General features: G+C 35.2%; 19 protein-coding genes, 1 tRNA gene and 1 pseudogene. 8 read left to right on the top strand and 13 right to left on the bottom strand.

What is annotated here, in order from left to right:
• Positions 1 to 8: 8 nt before the first annotated feature.
• Together G7050_RS14355 and G7050_RS14350 are read right to left on the bottom strand one after the other, a co-directional pair.
• The gene (locus tag G7050_RS14355; RefSeq protein WP_166116629.1) at positions 9 to 599 is read right to left on the bottom strand and encodes an RNA polymerase sigma-70 factor; all 591 of its coding nucleotides are present in this window, start codon (positions 597 to 599) and stop codon (positions 9 to 11) included.
• A gap of 294 nt (positions 600 to 893) precedes the next feature.
• Complete coding sequence (locus G7050_RS14350; protein WP_166116627.1) at positions 894 to 1892, bottom strand: malate dehydrogenase; 999 nt, start codon at positions 1890 to 1892, stop codon at positions 894 to 896.
• Between the two features lie 284 nt (positions 1893 to 2176).
• Between G7050_RS14350 and G7050_RS14345 the strand changes: the two genes are divergently transcribed.
• Positions 2177 to 3217 carry an FAD-dependent monooxygenase gene (locus G7050_RS14345; protein WP_166116625.1) on the top strand — a complete coding sequence of 347 codons (1041 nt, stop codon included), beginning with the start codon at positions 2177 to 2179 and terminating at the stop codon, positions 3215 to 3217.
• Between the two features lie 15 nt (positions 3218 to 3232).
• Positions 3233 to 4006 carry a response regulator transcription factor gene (locus G7050_RS14340; RefSeq protein WP_166116624.1) on the top strand — a complete coding sequence of 258 codons (774 nt, stop codon included), beginning with the start codon at positions 3233 to 3235 and terminating at the stop codon, positions 4004 to 4006.
• A gap of 8 nt (positions 4007 to 4014) precedes the next feature.
• On the opposite strand, the gene G7050_RS18030 is transcribed toward G7050_RS14340, so the two are convergent.
• Together G7050_RS18030 and G7050_RS14330 are read right to left on the bottom strand one after the other, a co-directional pair.
• Positions 4015 to 5085, bottom strand: a complete 1071-nt coding sequence (locus tag G7050_RS18030; RefSeq protein ID WP_166116622.1) for a thiamine pyrophosphate-binding protein — start codon at positions 5083 to 5085, stop codon at positions 4015 to 4017.
• Between the two features lie 99 nt (positions 5086 to 5184).
• Positions 5185 to 5988 (bottom strand): nuclear transport factor 2 family protein, encoded by an 804-nt coding sequence (locus G7050_RS14330; RefSeq protein WP_166116620.1) that lies wholly within the window; start codon positions 5986 to 5988, stop codon positions 5185 to 5187.
• A gap of 255 nt (positions 5989 to 6243) precedes the next feature.
• Here G7050_RS14330 and G7050_RS14325 point away from each other — a divergent pair, with 255 nt between their 5' ends.
• Positions 6244 to 6603 carry a helix-turn-helix domain-containing protein gene (locus tag G7050_RS14325; RefSeq protein ID WP_166116618.1) on the top strand — a complete coding sequence of 120 codons (360 nt, stop codon included), beginning with the start codon at positions 6244 to 6246 and terminating at the stop codon, positions 6601 to 6603.
• A gap of 10 nt (positions 6604 to 6613) precedes the next feature.
• On the opposite strand, the pseudogene G7050_RS14320 reads toward G7050_RS14325, so the two are convergent.
• Both G7050_RS14320 and G7050_RS14315 read right to left on the bottom strand, forming a co-directional pair.
• Positions 6614 to 6700: pseudogene (locus G7050_RS14320) on the bottom strand (DUF2149 domain-containing protein); the annotation flags it as partial.
• Complete coding sequence (locus G7050_RS14315) at positions 6664 to 6954, bottom strand: hypothetical protein (RefSeq protein ID WP_255499327.1); 291 nt, start codon at positions 6952 to 6954, stop codon at positions 6664 to 6666. The pseudogene G7050_RS14320 and the gene G7050_RS14315, both read right to left, overlap by 37 nt.
• 330 nt (positions 6955 to 7284) lie before the next feature.
• On the opposite strand from G7050_RS14315, the gene G7050_RS14310 reads away from it, so the two are divergent.
• The 3 genes from G7050_RS14310 to G7050_RS14300 all read left to right on the top strand — a co-directional run bounded on the left by G7050_RS14310 (position 7285) and on the right by G7050_RS14300 (position 9264).
• Positions 7285 to 8352 carry a hypothetical protein gene (locus tag G7050_RS14310; RefSeq protein ID WP_166116616.1) on the top strand — a complete coding sequence of 356 codons (1068 nt, stop codon included), beginning with the start codon at positions 7285 to 7287 and terminating at the stop codon, positions 8350 to 8352.
• A gap of 163 nt (positions 8353 to 8515) precedes the next feature.
• A complete protein-coding gene (locus G7050_RS14305) occupies positions 8516 to 8677 on the top strand; it encodes a hypothetical protein (RefSeq protein WP_166116614.1) in 162 nt (53 codons plus the stop codon).
• A 513-nt stretch (positions 8678 to 9190) separates the two neighbouring features.
• Positions 9191 to 9264, top strand: a tRNA-Arg gene (locus G7050_RS14300).
• A gap of 81 nt (positions 9265 to 9345) precedes the next feature.
• Here the strand turns inward: G7050_RS14300 and G7050_RS14295 are convergent.
• Complete coding sequence (locus tag G7050_RS14295) at positions 9346 to 9681, bottom strand: helix-turn-helix domain-containing protein (protein ID WP_166116612.1); 336 nt, start codon at positions 9679 to 9681, stop codon at positions 9346 to 9348.
• A 237-nt stretch (positions 9682 to 9918) separates the two neighbouring features.
• On the opposite strand from G7050_RS14295, the gene G7050_RS14290 reads away from it, so the two are divergent.
• Together G7050_RS14290 and G7050_RS14285 are read left to right on the top strand one after the other, a co-directional pair.
• Positions 9919 to 10566 carry an NADPH-dependent F420 reductase gene (locus G7050_RS14290; protein WP_166116610.1) on the top strand — a complete coding sequence of 216 codons (648 nt, stop codon included), beginning with the start codon at positions 9919 to 9921 and terminating at the stop codon, positions 10564 to 10566.
• Between the two features lie 239 nt (positions 10567 to 10805).
• Positions 10806 to 11480: a hypothetical protein gene (locus G7050_RS14285; protein WP_221412809.1), complete on the top strand. Its 675-nt coding sequence runs from the start codon at positions 10806 to 10808 to the stop codon at positions 11478 to 11480.
• A 69-nt stretch (positions 11481 to 11549) separates the two neighbouring features.
• Here the strand turns inward: G7050_RS14285 and G7050_RS14280 are convergent, their stop codons facing one another.
• From G7050_RS14280 to G7050_RS14260, 6 genes are all read right to left on the bottom strand, one after another.
• Positions 11550 to 12683 (bottom strand): efflux RND transporter periplasmic adaptor subunit, encoded by a 1134-nt coding sequence (locus G7050_RS14280; protein ID WP_166116607.1) that lies wholly within the window; start codon positions 12681 to 12683, stop codon positions 11550 to 11552.
• Positions 12684 to 12686: 3 nt separating this feature from the next.
• Positions 12687 to 13895 (bottom strand): TolC family protein, encoded by a 1209-nt coding sequence (locus G7050_RS17805; protein ID WP_221412808.1) that lies wholly within the window; start codon positions 13893 to 13895, stop codon positions 12687 to 12689.
• Positions 13885 to 17019 carry an efflux RND transporter permease subunit gene (locus tag G7050_RS14275; RefSeq protein ID WP_221412807.1) on the bottom strand — a complete coding sequence of 1045 codons (3135 nt, stop codon included), beginning with the start codon at positions 17017 to 17019 and terminating at the stop codon, positions 13885 to 13887. Before G7050_RS14275 ends, G7050_RS17805 begins: the two co-directional genes overlap by 11 nt.
• 60 nt (positions 17020 to 17079) lie before the next feature.
• Positions 17080 to 18480: a HAMP domain-containing sensor histidine kinase gene (locus G7050_RS14270; RefSeq protein ID WP_255499165.1), complete on the bottom strand. Its 1401-nt coding sequence runs from the start codon at positions 18478 to 18480 to the stop codon at positions 17080 to 17082.
• Positions 18473 to 19135 carry a response regulator transcription factor gene (locus tag G7050_RS14265; protein ID WP_166116605.1) on the bottom strand — a complete coding sequence of 221 codons (663 nt, stop codon included), beginning with the start codon at positions 19133 to 19135 and terminating at the stop codon, positions 18473 to 18475. Before G7050_RS14265 ends, G7050_RS14270 begins: the two co-directional genes overlap by 8 nt.
• Before the next feature lie 239 nt (positions 19136 to 19374).
• On the bottom strand, positions 19375 to 20433 hold the full coding sequence (locus G7050_RS14260; protein WP_166116603.1) for an NAD(P)-dependent alcohol dehydrogenase: 1059 nt from the start codon (positions 20431 to 20433) through the stop codon (positions 19375 to 19377).
• Positions 20434 to 20443 lie beyond the last annotated feature (10 nt).

Genomic DNA, 20443 nt, shown 5'->3' with positions numbered 1-20443 from the left:
GTCATACCCTATGGATTATTTGATATCTTTTCGAGAAAATAAATAATTAACAATACGGGATAATACTTCCCTAGCTCTACACTAATCATCATCAACGACTTAGTCATATAGGCTTCAACTGTTTTTATTGATATATTTAATTTTTCGGCAATCTCTTTATTTTTGAGGTTTTCGAACCGGCTCATACGAAAAACGGTTTGATATTTTTCGGGAAGTTTATCTATTGCCTTTTCTATTAATACAGTCAATTCCTGAACCGAATATAAATCGTCCGCATCATATTCGTCATAATTTGTCAAGATATATTGTTCATAGGTGAGTTCAAGCTTTTGTTTCTCAATCAGGTTCAAGCACATATTTCGAACCGATGTAAGCAAATAAGAGCGAACAGAACTAGAAATTATTATTTTTTGACGGTCTTTCCATATTTTCAAGAAAACCTCTTGTACACAGTCTTCTGCAACTCTCACATCTTGAATATAGCGTTGAGCAAACATACACAATGGAGCATAAAACTGGCTATACAAATTACGGTATGCTTCAGTATTATCATTCCGAATTTCTTCAAATAATGCATTATATGTATTATTGACCTCCATTAATATACCTCATCTAAAAAATTACTATCAAAAAATCCTTAAACTTTTTTATCATATAGTGAAGGTGCTAATGTAGAGAATTTGTTCGAAACAATCGTTTATTTTTGTTTAATTATGTAATAATCGTTCCTTTTCTGTAAATATTACAAACTATCTAAATGTGTATTTATTACTTAATGTGTTATTATGATATCGAAACACCACAAACAAAAAGGCAGTTACTTTAATTGTAACCACCTTTATATCTGCGTAAAAAAAACACGCATAAGATATTATATTATAACCATTTACTAATCACAGATGATTATTTATGGTTTTCCATTCATTGATAGGAGGTATAACATTTGAAGCGATCAACTCATCACGTAATTCACAAAGATGCTTATAACTTTTATTAAGATCTGCAAATTCAGCCGGAGTACCTTCTATCTCTTCATACACAATTCCGTTTTTATCTATTGTAGTCTCCATAGCCATCATAATATGATTGTATTTATGGTTAGAAACATACACTCCCGCAGGCCATTTAAATGATTCGCCTCCCATAGCGGCACGGATCATTTCAACTGAAAGATAGGCCGGACTTTGAAAAGAAGACCTGCCACGTAAATCCATAATATGCTTTCCTCCTTGAATTACTCTTATTTTCAAATCTGCCCATTCTTGATTACTTAAATCAGTACCTCCAATCAAACTATTCAACGGTTTTCCATCTATAGTGGCAGTAGAAGCAAAGACAGCCATTTCTTCGCCATGTCCTCCATAGGTACGACAATTCTTTATTTTATCGGGACTAATCGCGAAATGTTTAGCCAATTCATTTCTCAAACGGGTACTATCCAATGCAGCCAGTGTACTTACTTGATTGGGTTTCAATCCCGAATATAGTAAGGTTAAAAGACCTGTAATGTCGGCAGGATTAAATATCACCACCACATGTTTTACTTCCGGACAATAAGTTTTAATATCTTTACCAAAAGCAATGGCAATTTCGGCATTCCCTTTCAGTAAATCTTCACGCGTCATACCTTGTTTACGGGCAGCACCTCCCGAAGATATTATATAAGAACTGTTGGTTAAAGCCTCTTTTATATCTGATGTATACGTCAGGTTGACACCATCGAATCCACATTGAAGCAGCTCTTCGGCAACTCCCTCAAGACCTGTCGGATATGGATCGTATAAGCAGATTTCAGAAGTAAGCCCCATCATTATGGCTGTTTGCGCCATATTAGAGCCAATCATTCCCGCAGCTCCGATAATTGTAAGTTTTTCGTTTGTAAGAGTTTTCATAAGTGTGATTTTTTATAATTCGTATTACGCATCCATAACCATCGTAAATAGACTATCATTAAAGTTAAAACTTAGATTCGGTATGCGATCTTATTAACTACTCTCAAAGCTATCAAATATTATTGGGATATCATACTCTAAAAATATTATAGCCAATTACTTTTAGTTATAATAGGAAGATACACTAACTTGTTTATATTGCAGAGACAGAACCGGATAGTATATCGCAATTTTATACTATTTTTGCATTTTTGCAAATAATCTGTATATCAATAACAAGACGAATGGAAAAGACTCATATAAAAACAATTATAATAGGTGGAGGACCTGCCGGGGTTACATGCGGTTATCAATTGGTTAAACATCATGAGGATTGTCTGATTATAGACAGGAAAGAATTTCCACGCGAAAAACTTTGTGGTGGAGGCTTAACACCCAAAGCTCATATATTGATTGATAAAATATTTACAGGTATAAAATATGACTATTGCAGTGTCAATAAGATAGACATGTATTCTAATAGTAAATACGTATGCAGCTTTTCATTAAACACAGAATTACGCACTGTAGCTCGAAAAGATTTTGACCATATACTTTTAGAACAATATAAAGCGATCGGCGGACAAGTTATTACCGACACTCTTTCTAAAATCGAGGAAAAGGACAATAAGATATTCCTAACCCTCTTATCAGGAAGAATTTTTACTTGTGACAACCTCATAGGTGCTGACGGAACAAACAGTCTTGTAAGGAAATACCTGCAGCCGAACTTCAAGAAAGGTACGCTTTGCCTCGAAAAGAATGTATCGGATATGTCGATAAGAGATATGAGAGTCTATTTTGATAAGAAATTTAAAGACGGATATTTTTATCTTTTTCCAAATCTCAACGGATATGCAGTTGGCTATGGCGATGCACTAACCACCACAGAACGCTTTCACCAATCGCTCGAAGAGTATAACCTTATGGACGAAAGTAAAACCAAAGGGGCATATATTCCCATGTTCGATAAGATTGAATATAGTTTCCGTAAAAACATTTTATTAATCGGTGATGCGGGTGGATTCGCAGATTCTATGACCGGTGAAGGTATTTATTTTGCTGTCAAAAGCGGACAAAACGCAGCCTCTTCTATTATTGAAAAGAAAGATTTCGAGACCTCGAATAAAGGTGTTATAGATATAATTAGAAAGAGAAAGAAAATGGCTCACCTCTTTTATTTCCCACCGGTAATGAGACTCTTTGTATATATGTGCAAAAAGCCATCGTTGCTAAGGCGAATAAATAATAAGGTGAATGAAGCAATGATAAGCCCTGCCGACTAAAACACAGCATACTTTATGAATCAAGAGGTAAAAGACATACTCAAAGAAATATATGCAGAACATAAGCTAAATGAAAAGGATTTAGATTACTCTATTGCCGAACAGCACAAAGCCGATTTAAACCGCTTGTCGTTACTTAACAATTGCTGTTTCTTTATCGTTGACCTGCACAAATTCGAATATCTGTTTACCTCCGATAATTTCAAAAGTTTCTTTGGATATACACCGACTAAAGAAGATTCGAAAAACTTACTGAATGATAGTTTATTAGATTCTAAAATTCATCCTGACGATTTCATTCAATATAAGAAGATACAGCTTAAAGTTGGAAAATTTATTCTAACGCAGCCCAAAGAAGAACAGATCAATTACAAACATATTTTAGAACTTCGGGTACAAAATATTCAAGGACAATATATTCGTGTATTATGGGAACGTCAAGCTTTGGAAACTGATAAAGCAGGTAATCTATGGTTGATGCTCGGATCGATAACTATTTTACCAGATCAGAGTAATAGATCTGATTTAAAAAACTTTTTCATTAATCTGAAAAACGGCGAACGTATCGACTTAAGTTCATCTGATGAAATACCTGTTAAATTAAGTCCGCGAGAAAAAGAAGTTTTACAATTAATTCATCAAGGATTATTAAGCAAGGAGATTGCCTATAAATTATCCATCAGCGTGAATACAGCGAATATTCATCGTCAGAATATCCTTCGTAAGATGAAAGTAGATAATTCAATCGAAGCCATCAATTATGCAAAACATGCAGGTCTGTTAGATTAACAATGTCTTTACTTTATTTCCAAAAGATAAGTTTCTTTTGTGTTTACGACCTTGTGAATCTCTTCCAATAAATTTCCTGAATCAAAAACTGTCTTTGCCTCAATATTATAAGCATGAGCTATTTGTAAAAAGTCGGGATGCAACACCTCAAATGGAGTTTGCTCACAATTATTCACTAAGAAAATCTTTATATCAATACTTGCTTGTATGATTATTCCTAACTCTTGTATAGTTGCCTGAAATTCCTCAACCCCAACTACCAAACATACGGTTTGATTTGGAGAAGCATATTTTGCCCCGATTGCAGCAGGAAGTCCGAAGCCTTTAGTTTTAAAATTCGTTGATTTGATTACTTTTTGCTGACTAGATACTACTTCTACTTGATGCTCAATATCTAAAACCAGAATCAAGTCTTCTTCTATATTTTGCAATATATCTATAATATGATCAACCTTGTTTTTGTCTTTTTGAGATGAAAACAAAGCGTCTACATTTACCCAAGGTTCTATATACAGATTCGGGCTATAACTCCGAATATAATTGACTTTCTGATCAGAATAAACCGCCTTATCTACCTGAGCATCTTTAGTTATATCCAAAACAACAGGACCCGAACGTCCCGAAGATGCAATATAAAAAGCATGTGCCACAGCCGAAGCTATTTCGTTAGCCGAACGAATCTGACACACCCATTTAGTTGTAGAATTTGTAATACCAATAACATCCACTTCTTGAAAAGCATCCGAACCTAAGAGATGAGAATATACCTGCCCTGTAATTACGACCAGAGGAGTACTATCAGCCATAGCATCAGCCAATCCTGTTACGATATTTGTGGCTGCCGGACCCGAAGTAACCATAGCAACCCCTACCCTTTTTGAAGCTTGTGCATAACCTTGTGCCGCATGAATGGCTCCCTGCTCATGCCTAACCAGAATATGATCTAAGTGACCTTTGTAATCATACAGACAATCTAATATAGACATCACACAACTACCGGGATACCCGAAAATAGTATTTACATGGTGATAGAGAAGTGACCTAATTAATATCTCTGAACCTGACTGCATTGTATTCATTTATAGTATGATTTATTCATACAAATGAATTCATATTCAACAAGATGAGCAATAGTGATAAATAACTATTGTATATGAAATTAAAAATTACAAGAACTTTTATGTATCCAGATTTGAGTATACATACATTCGATAAATCAAGCCATTTTTGATTTCAAATACACTGCAAAATCGTTTATCCGTAAAAGTTTCATTATTGGTAAATGTTCCACTCTCTATACCTTCCACAATAACTCTGTTATCAGAAATTGTATAAACAAAATTATTAAAGTCGTATTCTATTTTATCTATAGATTCTGCTAAACTCTTATTCAATTGAAGCAAATTATCTATTCCTTTTAAAACTCCCGATTGTGGAAAATAAACTTCTATATATGGAGAGAAAAGTGTATTTACTTCATCCATATTTCGGGCACTCACTTCTCTGAAATACTTTTTGACTATATCTACATTTTCTATAACCTCTGAATTATGCTCTTTTTCGTCATTAGCCAATGCTTTGGTTAATCGAAAACTATCCTCAGCAAAAAAATATTTAGTTATCTGTTTATCCGAAACTGTGAAATGTGCCATAAAATAGCTATTAAATACCTTATTCGTTTTCAACATTATAGTCGATACATATCCTATTGCAACAGCCTGCTCTCCATCTACAAATAACTTATCAACTCTGAATATTAAATTTTTAGTATTCTCATTTAGTAAAGTATAAAATTCATTAACACCGGACTTTCCTTTTTTGAATCCTACCCAAGATGCGAGATCTTCATTTCCGGGAATCTCCCATTCTACATCGTCCGACATTAATCCCACAATTCCCTTTACATCTCCAAGGGCTGTTTTGTTATAAAAGTCCTCAACTATTATTCTGGTTTCTTCCGTAGACTTATTTAAAGCTTCCATATCTTTTGTTTTAAGTGGTTTATTGTTTAAACTCTTGTTTGTATTCTGACTATAAACTCCCTGTATTAGGCAACAGTTTATTGTCAATAAAAAAATAATTATAAACCTTTTCATTTATTCCTTAATTTAAAATCCATACTTTTGGAGTATCAAATGTAGTAACTTAGATATTGTAAAACAACGACTTACAGCACCGTAAGCCGCTAACCAAAAGGTTAGTAAAGCTGAGTATGTATGGGTTAGAATGAAAGAAAAATGAAAAAAAGAATAGTCATAGAAGGTTGTCCTCTAAGAACAGTGATGGATCGCTTTGGAGATAAATGGTCAATACTTGTTTTACAAACCTTAGGCGAAGAAGAAAAGCCTATGCGTTTCAACGATCTGGGGAGAGATATTGAAGATATTTCTCAGAAAATGCTTGCTTCAACTTTACGGACGCTTGAAGAGTGCGGTCTGATCTCCCGGGAGGCATTTCTTGAAATACCTCCCCGAGTGGAGTATCAGTTGACCGACATGGGCAAAAGCCTCTTGCCTTTAATTAAAAATCTTATCGAATGGTCTACCGACCATCTGGAGTTGATTAACACTGCATGTGCAAGTAAAAACGAAAAGTAAGTATTCCCCTTTATTCGGGAACAAAAATTATCTCTCCGTTCTCTAGTTCGTAGGCAATACCTACCTTTTTACCTTTAGAGCCTGAACTCTGTTCTTCCGAAAGTATGTATTCAGGTCCCATCTTAGCCAATAGTTTCGAAAGTGAAGTATCTTTTCGGCTTCATTCTCGAAACTCGAAATCAGGTAATCCGAGTATGCTTCACTTAGAGAGATTGTCAATAAATCACGAAGATATTTTATATATAGCGAATTGTCTTTCTCAGGTAATGCAGCTTTTAAGTCTTCGATATTTGAAGAGGATAAATTCTTGATCTTATCGTTCATCCCTTTGTCAACCTTCCGTTTAGTCATAAACTGATTGTAAAAACTGCCTATCAGTAATAATGAACGAGCAAACAGACATAACAAAAGAATGATATCGGGAATTAACAGACTGAAGGTACACAATACCTAAATATGATGAGATTTTAGATTGGTATTACTTACTTATAGCTATTTATGTCATTGCATTCGATGCGAAGAGCATCTTTTTATCATCAGCTCTTTGATTATAGAAGAATATTATAAATGAATTTTCGTTTGCTAAAACTTATTTACGCTAAAAATGTTTAACTAAAATACTTATACAATAACAACAACCAGAAACAAGATTACAAACAAAACTATAAAACAAGAATCATTATGAATAATATTTTAAAAGAGATCAAAGATCTAAACGGCAAACTTTCGGTAAGTATAATTTTAAATACTCACAATACGCATCCTGACAATGAAAAGGATGCTATACTATTAAAAAATTTACAAAAAGAGGCTGAAGATAGAATTTCTGAAGAACTCGACAAGCGATCTGCAAAAGTAATTATTGACAAGCTCGATAAATTGGTTAACCAGATTGACCATCGGTTCAACACCGAAAGTTTAGCTCTGTTTGTTAACGAAGATATTGCTAAATATACACGTTTGCCTATCGCTGTAAACAATAGAGTTATTGTCGATACATCTTTTGCCACAAGAGATCTGGTAAGAGCTTTACATACTCAGCAAGCTTACTATACTTTAGTGCTGGGACAAGACCGTGCCAGATTAATAGAAGCTGCAAACGGCAGGGTTATAGAAGAGTTGGGAAGGCCTTTTCCGATAATAAACTATAGTTTATTCACAACCAATGCAACTGCCGGATCTAATGCTACCAGAGTAGGAAATTATCAGAAAGAGTTTTTCAGTAGAGTTGATAAGGCATTATGGGCAATATGGAGAGAAAATCCATTACCGATAGTTATATCGGCTGACGAAAAAAACACTGCATACTTTAAGTTAGTTTCGGAACATAACGATATTATTATTGGAACTCATAACGATAGTTTTGATAAATCGCCACAACATATTATTGATGCAAATTGGTACATTGTAGAAGAGTATGCTCACAAGAACAACGAAGAACGGTTAGTTGAACTTAAAGAGGCTTTGAATAGCGGTAAATTTTTAGTAGATATAAATGATATATGGAATGCCATAGAACAAGGAAGGGGTAAAACCTTATTCGTTCAGAACGGTTATTATCAGCCGGCTAAAGTGATAGATGATAAAATCACTCTAGTAGATGTAGATAAGGCTTCACAAGAAGGTGTTATTGATGATATTATTGACGAAATAATAGAAATAAACTCAACTTTTGGAGGTGATACTGTATTTATATCTGATGGAGGGCTTGAAAAGTTCAAGGGGCTGGCACTCACATTGCGATATTAACCTTGATACCAACTAATTCGAATACAAAAATAAGGGTTTGAGTATGTTCTAAAACCCTTATTTACATATAGACAAAGCTGATAGCTTATAAATTATACAGTGTCATTAAAACATAATACATACATAATATGTTATCTGTATATAAACATAAATCTATCAAGTTATGAAACAAAATGATATAATAAAATCTTCTATAGATTTTAAAGGCTACGAAGAAGCCCGCAGAGATAAAAGTAATCAAACTCCGCAGCCCATTAGCAACAAAGAAGTCAAAGCTGCAGTAAATAGAATAAATCCTGATGGAAACACTCAGGAAAGAGGATAATTTTTAAGATACTTTTCGACTCGTAGATTTAGTTATCAAATGCATTTATACATGCATAGGAACAATTCATAAAACTTTATCATAGAGTCAATTGTTTATAATATGTGTTTTTCATAGTATTAGATTTAAGGTTAATGGAGATTGGTTGTCGGGATGACAACCAATTCTTTTTTTGACAGATCAGTACTTTCATAAAAAACAAACAAATATTTATAGATAAAATTTATTCATTGAACTTTTTCACATAGGTAAATGTTAATAATATGTGTTTTTCATAGTATTAGATTTAAGGTTAATAATAGAGTAAGGTTGTCGGGATGACAATCTTACTTTTTTTATAAAAATCAATAACTTCAAAATAAACGTCAAAAGATTATTAAAGCGGCATTCGCTTATAAATCGATATAAATATGAAGAAAAGCCTTTATTTATAAACTTTATAAAACTTTTCCTTATAATATTTTCTTTTTTAAGAAAAATATCTATCTTTGCACTCGCTAAGCCAAAAGGTGAGGTCCGGTAGCTCAGCTGGATAGAGCATCAGCCTTCTAAGCTGAGGGTCCCAGGTTCGAATCCTGGTCGGATCACAAATTAGAAAAAAACGACTGCTTATCTTTTTAGGATAAGCAGTCGTTTTTATTTTAGAGAATTATCTCTAGCATTATCTTTTATTTGCTTACTTCTTCAAAATTCTCCTGTGCCCAATTAATCATTATCTCTACTGCAGGGATAAAACTTTTACCCACCTCTGTAACCGAATATTCTACACGTGGAGGAATCTCGGCATAAGCGACTCTTTTTATCAGGTTGTATTCTTCCAGATTTTTCAATGTATTAGTTAACATCTTCTGTGAAATATCAGGAATAGCATTTTTTATCTCACCATAACGCATTGTTTTATTAGGAAATAATATGCACAAAACTAATAATGACCATTTATCACTAAATCGACTAAGCACATTTCGGATAGGACAGGTTGGATATTTTAAATCTAATTCTTTCATCGTTTTAAAGTATTTTTCTACAAAAATACATTACTCTCCAAAAGAATGAAACTTCAAAAAAGATTATTATTCCCAAATAGTTAAATCTGGTTAAAAGAGCAATCATTAATACTTTGATAATCATTATTACTAACCTTACAAGTGCGTAACAAACCCACTTGTAGAAACTATCTAATCAGACTAATTTTGAAATAATTAATAGAATAATAAACATTCATCATTTAAAATAATGACATTATGAAAATAGCAGTAATTGGAACAGGAAATGTTGCACAGGCATTAGTAAATGGATTAATCAGCGAAGGTTACGATGTAAAAGTAGGCTCACGTAGTTTAGAAAAAGATAGTGAGAATATTACTAAACTAAAAAAGGCACACAGTAATGTAAGTATTACAAGTTATACTGAGGCTGTAGAATTCGGTGATGTTATCGTGTTACCTGTACCCGGATCAGCTCTAGTAGATGTAATTCAAGAAATAGGAGTTCAGAAATTCGAAGGGAAAATACTTTGGGATATAACCAACGCATTGTCGGCAGAAGCTCCTGGCAACGGAGTGATTAAGTTAATCACAACTCCTGAAGAGTCTCTTGCTGAAAAAATACAGAAATTACTTCCTTCAACTCATGTTATCAAAGCAATGAATACGGTAGGTGCACACCTGATGTACAGACCTGTATTAAGCGAAAAAGGGACAGTTTTTCTTGCAGGAAATGACGAACAAGCAAAAGATAAAATTTCATCAATAGTTGAAAAATTCGGATGGGAATCTTATGATACAGGAAAAATCGAGTCTTCACGAGCATTAGAATATATGGGACAATTATATGTTGCACAAGGTATTCTCTATAATGGATGGAATAGCACATTCAAATATGTGAAATAAAGAATCTTTATTTCTTAAAATAAATAAGCAGGTATTCTTACAGATGCTTGCTTATTCTTAGTAAATTGTGTGGGTATTTGTCACTTTGTTACTCTAAAAAGAAATAGGGATAAAACTAGATAATTAAGTAAAAGGAAATATTTAATGATACATTTTAAGGACATAACTACTTATCATTGTTTCACTTGGCAAAGCAATAAATAGTTATGCAAACTTAAAACACAGAAAAAATCAACATAATGAAAAGAAGCGTTTTTTTAATTTTATGCTGTTTTGTACTCTTAGCTTCAGGGTTACATTCACAAACAATAGACCTGAAAGAGAAGAACCTGAAAGCAATAAACTCATTTATGTCATTAGAGACATTGGACGATGAAAAAGTGGTCAGAGTCATTAAAGATTCGACCATAAAAGAGTTTGATGAGTGCACATTTGTACGAATCAATAATTTAGATTTTTCGAATGGAACGATAGAAGTAAAGGTATTAAGCCGACTTTTACATGATGCTCCTGATTTCTCACGGGGATTTATCGGCATAGCGTTCCGTATTAACGAGGATAATTCGAAATTTGAGAGTATATATATTCGTCCTACAAATGGTAGAGCAGAAGATCAGGTACGACGAAATCATAGTATTCAATACTTTGCTTACGCCGATTATAAATATCAGCGATTGAGGAAAGAATCGCCCGAAATGTATGAATCTTATGCAGATATGGGATTAAATGAATGGATTCAAATCAGAATAGAAGTACAAGATCAAAAAGCCAGATTATATCTCAACAACAACGAACAGCCATCACTAATTGTAAACGATTTGAAGTTAGGAGGCAATATGCAGGGAGCTATCGGACTCTTTGTAGATGTAGGTACAGAGGGCTTTTTTAGAGATCTTAAAGTATATAAGAAATAAAAAAGGAAGTGTCTCTAAACATTTTATTTAGAGACACTTTTCATACTCTCCTACCCTATCAATATATAATCAAATCACATCATACACTCCTTTTACCAATATCTGAGCGTCGGCTTTAATATTATTATCAAGAATGACTTCAATCCATTCTCCATTCCGATCACCGGTCTTAACAAGAGTCTTACGGAAAGTATAGTTGCCATCTTTTTCAGATTCCAGAACAAGCAAAAATTGGTTGCTTTCTTCGCTTGTCAAGGCATCTACAGGTACACTCAATACCTTTTTAGAGCTTGCAACAATCTGGGCTTCAACAAACATACCCGTCAGCAATTTTTGTTTGGTCGATTCATCCAAGGTCGCATAGACTGTAACAATGCGGTCATTACCTTCAACCGATTTGCCGATAAGTGATACCGTTGCCTCAAATTCATCTGACGAAATTTGTGGTATTATGAATTTTACCTTTTGACCATTTTTAAGATCGAATACATTTTTCTCAAAAACGGATAATTCCAAATGCAAAAATTTAGTATCAACTATTTCCATTATTACATCGCTGGGAGATACAGCCATCCCCATATTGGCATTTATTATCGTAATATCTCCTGTAATTGGAGCATAAACAGTAACTGACGACGATAACTTTCCTTGTTCTACCTGTTCGGGACTAATATTTAGTATACGTAATTTTTGACGTAGACTTTCATAGGTAGCTTTAGCCTTTTTATAATCGCTTTCGGCTTCCATATATTTCTTTTGAGAAGCTATTTTCTCATTGAAAAGGGTTCTTTGTCTTTCATACTCGGATTTAAGATAGGATAATTGTCCGAAAATTTCAAGATAAGATTGTTGGATATCCAAATATTCGGGGCTCTCTAATATTAGCAAGGGTTGTCCCTTAGAGACTTTATCTCCGACCATATGATATAAAGATTTTACAAAACCACCGACAAAAGAAGTTACTTTTGCTCTATTCTGTGGTGGAACATCAATTTTACCCGAAGCTTTGATCACCACATCGAAATCTTTTTCCACTAATGGTGAGATTTCCATTTTCATGGTCTTGAACTGATCCTGTGTAACCACAACAACAGAGTTATCTTCTTCAACCATAGATGTCTCTTCTCCGTTTTTTTTGTCTCCACCGCATGCTATCAAGGCAAATCCTACTAAAATTGAGAATATATAATTATACTTTTTCATCTTCTAATCATTAAAATTAAAGTAATACAGTTCTAAATAAGATTTGTTATATGACAAAACACTTTCGAGATAATCGAGCTCTATAGTAATTACATTCTCCATACTTTGAATATACTGGAAGAAGTCTATTTCGCCGTTTTTATAACTCATCTCGGCAGTTTTAAGAATCTCCTGAGATAGATTTTTTCCGTTCTCGTTATAATACCTTATCATTTCCTTATGCTGATCCAATTCTGCTTGCTTTTGCATATAGAAACGCTCCATTTTTATTTCTTTATTGCTGCGTTCATCTTCCCAACTTAGCAGGTCGAGTTTTGCCGTTTTCTTTTTCGCAATATTCCCCGAAAAAAACAAGGGAATAGATACGCCTATCTGGAAACCATTCTGATAGTATCCTAAACCTCTATTGGTTCCCGTAAAAAGCTCTATATTAATATCGGGGAGCCAATTATGATTTTGTAGTTTCATTTGCGATTGATATGTCCGGCTAACCCTTTCCATATATTCCGTTTGGAGGCCTCGACCTATACTCGCATCATCTAAATAGAGCAGTTCAAGATCATCTTTGTTTATCTGCGGAATTTCATCACTTTGAACCAATGCCTTTAATTGCTCATAGCTTGCCCTTTTCCGGCTTATCAACTGAACTAAAGTAGTATGTATCTGCTTTGACTTTGCCGTTGCCGTTATTTTTTCAAGATAGTTAGATTCACCTAATTCGAATCGGCGATTACCCGCCCTCGAAAACTCAGCATATAAAGTATCTAGATGCATATAAAGTTTTTCTTTATTCCGCAAATAGACAATGTCTTCGTATAGCTGTGATATATCAAGTCTCAGTTTATTTTTTTCTATTTCGTATAGAGCTTTCTTTTGCTCCCATTGAGATTTATAAACAGTGTGTTGTGCTCCATATACGGTCGGAAACAAAAAAGTTTGTTCGATACCAAAAACACGCAGAGCTTTATCATTACGAGCAATATTATTTTCATCATAACCGTAGTACACCGAAGTCTTATTAAAATCATAAGCAGTGCCCATATAAGCTTTGGCCGACTCTACTTGTAGTTGATACGATTTCAGACCTTTATTATTATTGAAAGCCTGCTCTATCAAATGGCTGAGTTCGGTATTCACATTCTGGCTGTATACAGAAGTACCTAACAGAATAAGGCTTGTTAAAGCGAGTATTCTAATATGTCTATTTCTCATTATTTCTCAGATTTTTATCAAACATTTTAAACAGAACGGGTAATACAATCATGGTCAGCATGGTAGCTGTAAAAAGCCCCCCGATCACAACGGTAGCCAACGGTCGTTGTACCTCAGCTCCAGCGGAAGAAGATATCGCCATAGGAAGAAATCCTAAGGCTGCTGCCGCCGCTGTTAGTGTTACAGGACGCAGACGATCAATAGTCCCTTTCAATATCAATTCGTCAATACTATTCATACCCTTATGGCTCAACTCTTTCAAATGCTCTATCAGTACAATTCCATTTAAAACAGCTATACCAAACAACGCAATAAAACCCACTCCTGCCGAAATACTGAAAGGCATACCCCGCATCCATAGAAATAAAATACCTCCTACGGCTGATAAAGGAATGGCTGTGAAAACAAGCATGGTTTCTCTGAGCGAACCAAACGCAAAATACAGTAGAATAAAAATAAGGCACAAGGCTACCGGTACAGCTATCATCAAACGATTTTTAGCATTCTGCAAATTCTCGAACTGACCACCATAGGTAACGTAATAACCCGAAGGTAGGTTAATCTTTGTATCAATTATTTGTGAAATATCTTTCACTACACTTTCCATATCTCTACTTCGAACATTTATCCCGATCACAACACGACGCTTGGTGTCATCGCGTGATATTTTTGCAGGACCTTCAGTATAATCTACTTCAGCCAATTCGCGCAAAGGTACTTGTCCGCCGGTAGGAAGGGGAACATAGAGGTTTTTCAAGTCTTCGATATCATTACGCAAGTCTTCCGACATCCTCACAACTAAATCGAAACGGCGCTCTCCTTCGAATACCGTACCAACAGTTTGTCCGGCAAAAGACATGGCAACTATATCATTTACATCCGAGATATTTAATCCGTATTGTGCTATTCGCTTGCGGTCATAAGAGACAGCCATTTGAGGAAGTCCGTCTATTTTTTCCACAATAATATCTGATGCCCCTTCAACATGTGCAATAGCATGTTTTATCTGCTCTGCTTTTTCTGCTAATACAGCTAAATCTTCTCCAAATATTTTCACAGCAACATCCGAACGTGAACCGGAGATCAATTCGTTGAATCGCATTTCAATAGGCTGAGTAAATTCGATATCCATATTGGGTATTATCTCCAGCTCTTTTTTGATCAAGTCTGCTAATTCATCTTTGGAGCTTGCCGAAACCCATTCGCTTTTGGGTTTTAGTTTCACGATAATATCACTTTCTTCCATCGACATCGGATCGGTGGGAACTTCAGCCGCACCAATACGGCTCACAATTTGATCCACTTCGGGAAACTTATCCAGAATTGTTTTCTCGATCAGAGTAGTTGTTTCGATTGTTTTAGTTAGCGAAGTCCCTGTTTTAAGGACTGGTTGAATTACAAAATCACCTTCATCTAATTGGGGTATAAATTCTCCTCCCATTCTCGAAAACACCAATAATGCAATAATCAACAAACCAACAGCAGCTGCCAATGTTTTGCGTGTATGCTTAAGTGCTAATGTTATTACAGGTAAGTATAGTTTAACAAGCAAACTGATAATTCGGGCACTAATAGAATTGCGTCGTTGTTCCTGAGGTTTAAGTATCAACGACGATATGACGGGAACATAAGTCAAACAGAGGATCATAGCTCCAATTAAGGCGAAACTAAAAGTTAATGCCATCGGGCGAAACATTTTGCCTTCGACTCCAGAAAGTGAGAGGATAGGTATAAAAACAATAAGAATGATAAGTTGCCCGAAAATAGCAGAGTTCATCATCTTGGATGCACTACTTGCCGTTATCTCGTTTATTTCCCTTCGTCTTTCCAGAACAGATAAGTGAGAAAGTACACTAGCTTTGGAGGTTATCTGAAACGAAATAAATTCGACAATAATTACTGCACCGTCTATAATAATACCAAAGTCGATTGCTCCTAAGCTCATCAGGTTGGCATCTATTCCAAATATCCGCATCAGAGAAATAGCAAATAGCAAACACAGTGGTATAACCGAGGCTACAACTAAACCCGAACGCATATTTCCAAGCAGTAACACAACTACAAATATTACGATCAGACATCCTAAGATAAGATTTTCGGCTACCGTAAAAGTTGTTTTCGCAACCAGCTCACTACGCTCAAGAAAGGCATTAATATAGACTCCTTCGGGTAACGAAGGCTGGATTTCCTCCACTCGCTTTTTTACGGCATCAATTACTTTCTTCGAATCGGCTCCCTTGAGCATCATTATTTGCCCCAGAACTTTTTCGCCCTCTCCGTTTCCTGTAATAGCTCCAAAACGATTAGCATTACCAAAACGAACGGTTGATATATCTTTAATCAGTACAGGGACTCCGTTTTTATTTTTAACAACTATATTCTCAATATCATATATGGAGTTTATTTTCCCTTCTCCACGTATAAAATAGCTTTGGTTGACCTTTTCGATATATGCTCCACCTGCTACGCTGTTATTTTTTTCTAATGCGGTTATAATTTCACCGGTCGTTATATCCATAGCTTTTAGTTGCGATGGATTAATGGCTACTTCGTATTGCTTCAGATAGCCTCCCCATGTATTTATCTCTACAACTCCGGGAATACCCGACAATTGTCGTTTTACTATCCAATCCTGAATAGTGCGGAGGTCGGCTACTGAGTAGCGGTCTTTGTATTCGGGTTTTACGTCCAGTATATATTGATAAATCTCGCCCAATCCCGTTGAAATAGGTCCCATTTCGGGAGCACCAAAACCATCAGGAATAATCTCTGAGGCTGTCTTTATTTTTTCGGCAATCAACTGACGAGGCAAATAGGTTCCCATATCTTCATCGAACACAATGGTAACTACCGATAACCCGAATTTTGATACTGAACGGATTTCTTTTACTCCGGGCAGGTTCGCCATTTCCATTTCTATCGGATAGGTGATAAACTGCTCGATATCTTCGGTCGATAATTTTGTAGACGTAGTTATAACCTGCACCTGATTGTTTGTTATATCGGGAACAGCACCTATGGGTATGTTGAATACTGAATATATGCCATAAAAAAATATGACAAACGTAAATAGCAGAACTATAAGTTTGCGATTCAGACTGAAGCGTATAATCTTTTCTAACATCTACCTATTTTTTAACGAGTAAAGGTAATGTAATGTTAAAAAACGATGCTTAAGATTTGCTTAAGATTGAGGTATCGCTAATGTTATTACAGTACCTTTGGCCTCTTGGCTGGCTATTTCAATTTTAATTTGAAGTAATTCACTGAAACGTTTAACGATGGCAAGTCCCAATCCGAAACCTTTTATTTGAGGGTGGTCGTTTTCGTATGAACGATAGAATTTATCAAATATTTTATCCATATCTTTCTGAGCAATGCCCATACCATTGTCTTTAATAACAAAAATTACAGTATTATTTTCGTTGGTAACATCAATCCTTATTATTCCCCCCTGTTCAGAATATTTTATGGCGTTGGAAAGTATATTATTGATAATTGTAGAGAATAAATAACTATCTGTCTTTATTCTGATATTTTCGGGTGTGATATTTGTATGTACTTGAATACCTTTATTCTGAATCTGACTCGAAAAACGTTTTAAACAAATAGAAACTAAATTCTCGATTGCCGTATCTTCTAGTTTTAAAGACTGTTTCTGATTCTCATACCGGGTAAGTATAAGTAATTCATCAACTAAATGATTCAGCCTATCTACTTCTTTGATGCAATAATTGATTTTCTCTTCATATTCTTCCTGTCCTCGCGGCTTTCTGATCAGCACTTCCAGCGTACCTTTGAGTACTGCCAGAGGTGTACGAAACTCGTGTGATGCATACGAAGTAAATGATTTTTCACGCTCGATAGTCTGCTCCACTCTGTCCAACAGATTATTGATGGTATCAGAAAGAATATATAGCTCGTCTTTATTATGAGGCAGGGGTATGCGTGAAATAAGATTGTCGCGGGTTATGGCATTCGATGTCTCAATAATATCATTGATGGGTTTGATGCTCCTTCCGGCAATAATTCGAGCGACAAAGAACAATATCAAAAGGATAAAAGGGTAAGAGATTAATAGTACATGCCTCAAACTTTCCAGAACGACTGTCGATCCTTCTATCGATACAGCCACCAACAGATAACCTGCAATTTCATCATCATCGTATATAGGAACTTGTTCCTGTCTTATTTTTTTGTCGGCAAGTTTACCCTCTGTCACTATATTATCAACATAGTCAGGAATGTATAAGAGTTCACTATCTTTCAGGTTTGGAGACTTATCGATGAGCTTACCTTCGGCATCCAGAAATTCAATAAATACGGGGTCTACTCCTACTGTATTATGCTCACGTTCCATCCATTCCGTATGCTTTCGCAAGGCAATAACTCCATCTTTCACTTCTATTTCTTTCGAATGGCGATCAACTTCACGCTGTAAATCCTGATCAAGATGATTGGATACACTAATTTTCACGACAACATAAATGATCATAAATACAACTCCAATCAATAAGGCTGTAGTTATGATGTAATTAAATGCTATTCTATTTTTAAATGAAAAATTATACATACTTTCAATCATTTGCTATATAACCAACTCCCCGTATCGTTTTTATATATCCATTGTCTTTATCCATATTCAACTTCTTGCGAATTGCATTGATAAAAACATCAATAACACCCGTGTCATATTCAAAATTTATATTCCACACATGCTCTATTATCTGATCGCGGGAGCAGACTATTCCTTTATTCTTTATAAGGTACTCTAGCAATTCAAATTCACGCTGAGTAAGAGCAACCTCTTCGGTGCAACTCGTAACCTGATAGGTCGATTTATTAAGTGAAATAGAACCTAAAGTCAATAGACCGTCTTCTTTTCTTTTACGAAAATGAACTTTAACTCTTTCCAATAGTTCTTCAAAGCTAAAAGGCTTCTTTATATAATCGTTTGCTCCGGATTTTAATCCTTTGATAGTTTCTTCTACGGTATCTTTAGCAGTTAAAAATAGAATGGGAATCTCTGTATTTTCTCGACGAATAGCTTCACAGACTTCGATTCCGCCCATACGAGGCAGCATCCAGTCGAGAAGTATCAGATCGACGTGATTATTATTAAAGTATTCCAATCCCTTTTCGCCATCAACAGCGATGGCTGTACTATATCCCTCTTCTTCAAGACCTTGTTTAAGAAAATTATAAATACCGGATTCGTCTTCGATTATAAGAATATGCATAGTTCTATTGTTTACTGAATGGCACAAAGATAAAATATTTTACTTGTCTTTGTTTTTCTATGTATTTTATTTATGCTAATTATCAAATAGATGGACAATATGGTTACACTACAAAAATATACTAAAAAACAAAAGAGGATGAATCTCATGGTGATTTCATCCTCCGTTTATTGCTCTTTGAATAATGATGATAAATATTTCTAATTATACTATATCTAAAATTATCATTTGATTATTTTTCACTTTTTCAAAGAATCCATGTCAATAACAAAACGGTATCGCACATCGCTCTTCAACATTCTTTCGTAAGCAGTATTGATGTCTTGCATGTTGATAATTTCTATTTCGGAAACAATATTATGCTCTCCGCAAAAATCGAGCATTTCCTGAGTTTCGGCAATACCTCCGATAACTGAAGCAGCTACCGCTCTTCGTCCCATAATCATAGGAACAGTATTTAGCATTGGGTCTAAATCTCCCAGATATCCAACCAACACAAGTGTACCGCTTATTGCCAATGTTGCTACATAAGGATTCACATCATGGGCGTAAGGTACTGTATCGATTATCAGATCGAACTTACCCAATACAGATTTCATTTGTTCTGCATCGGTAGAGATTACAACATTATCAGCTCCAAGCTCTTTTCCATCTTTAATTTTCCCTTCCGATCTCGAAAATAAAGTAACATCTGCTCCTAATCCCTTAGCCAGTTTAATTGCCATATGTCCAAGTCCGCCAAGCCCTACAACCGCAACTTTACTTCCTTTGCCTACTTTCCAATGTCTGAGGGGTGACCAGGTAGTAATACCTGCACATAACAAAGGAGCAACAGCTGCCAGATTCAAGTTGGTTGGAATTTTCAATACAAAATGTTCGTCTACTACCACTTTTTGAGAGTAACCGCCAAAAGTATGCCCTCCCAAATGCTTGTCATGTCCATTATAAGTACCGGTAAATCCATTTAAACAATATTGTTCCAAATCATGATCACAACTATCACATTCTCTACATGAATCGACAAGACATCCAACTCCGGCTAAATCTCCAACCTTCAATTTGGTTACCTCATTACCTACTTTAGTTACCCTGCCAACTATTTCGTGTCCGGGAACTACCGGGTAGACAGATCCTCCCCAGTCGTTACGTGCAGTATGCAAATCTGAATGACAAACACCACAATAGAGAATTTCTATTTCAATATCTTTAGCCGTTACTTCACGACGTTCGATACTCATTTCTTTCAAATCAGCATCAGCTGCTATTGTTCCAAATGCTTTAACGTTACTTGTTTTCATATTCGTTTAT

This window comes from Dysgonomonas sp. HDW5A (genome assembly GCF_011299555.1).
Lineage (GTDB): Bacteria > Bacteroidota > Bacteroidia > Bacteroidales > Dysgonomonadaceae > Dysgonomonas_A.
This window is presented reverse-complemented; position numbering and strand designations above follow the sequence as displayed.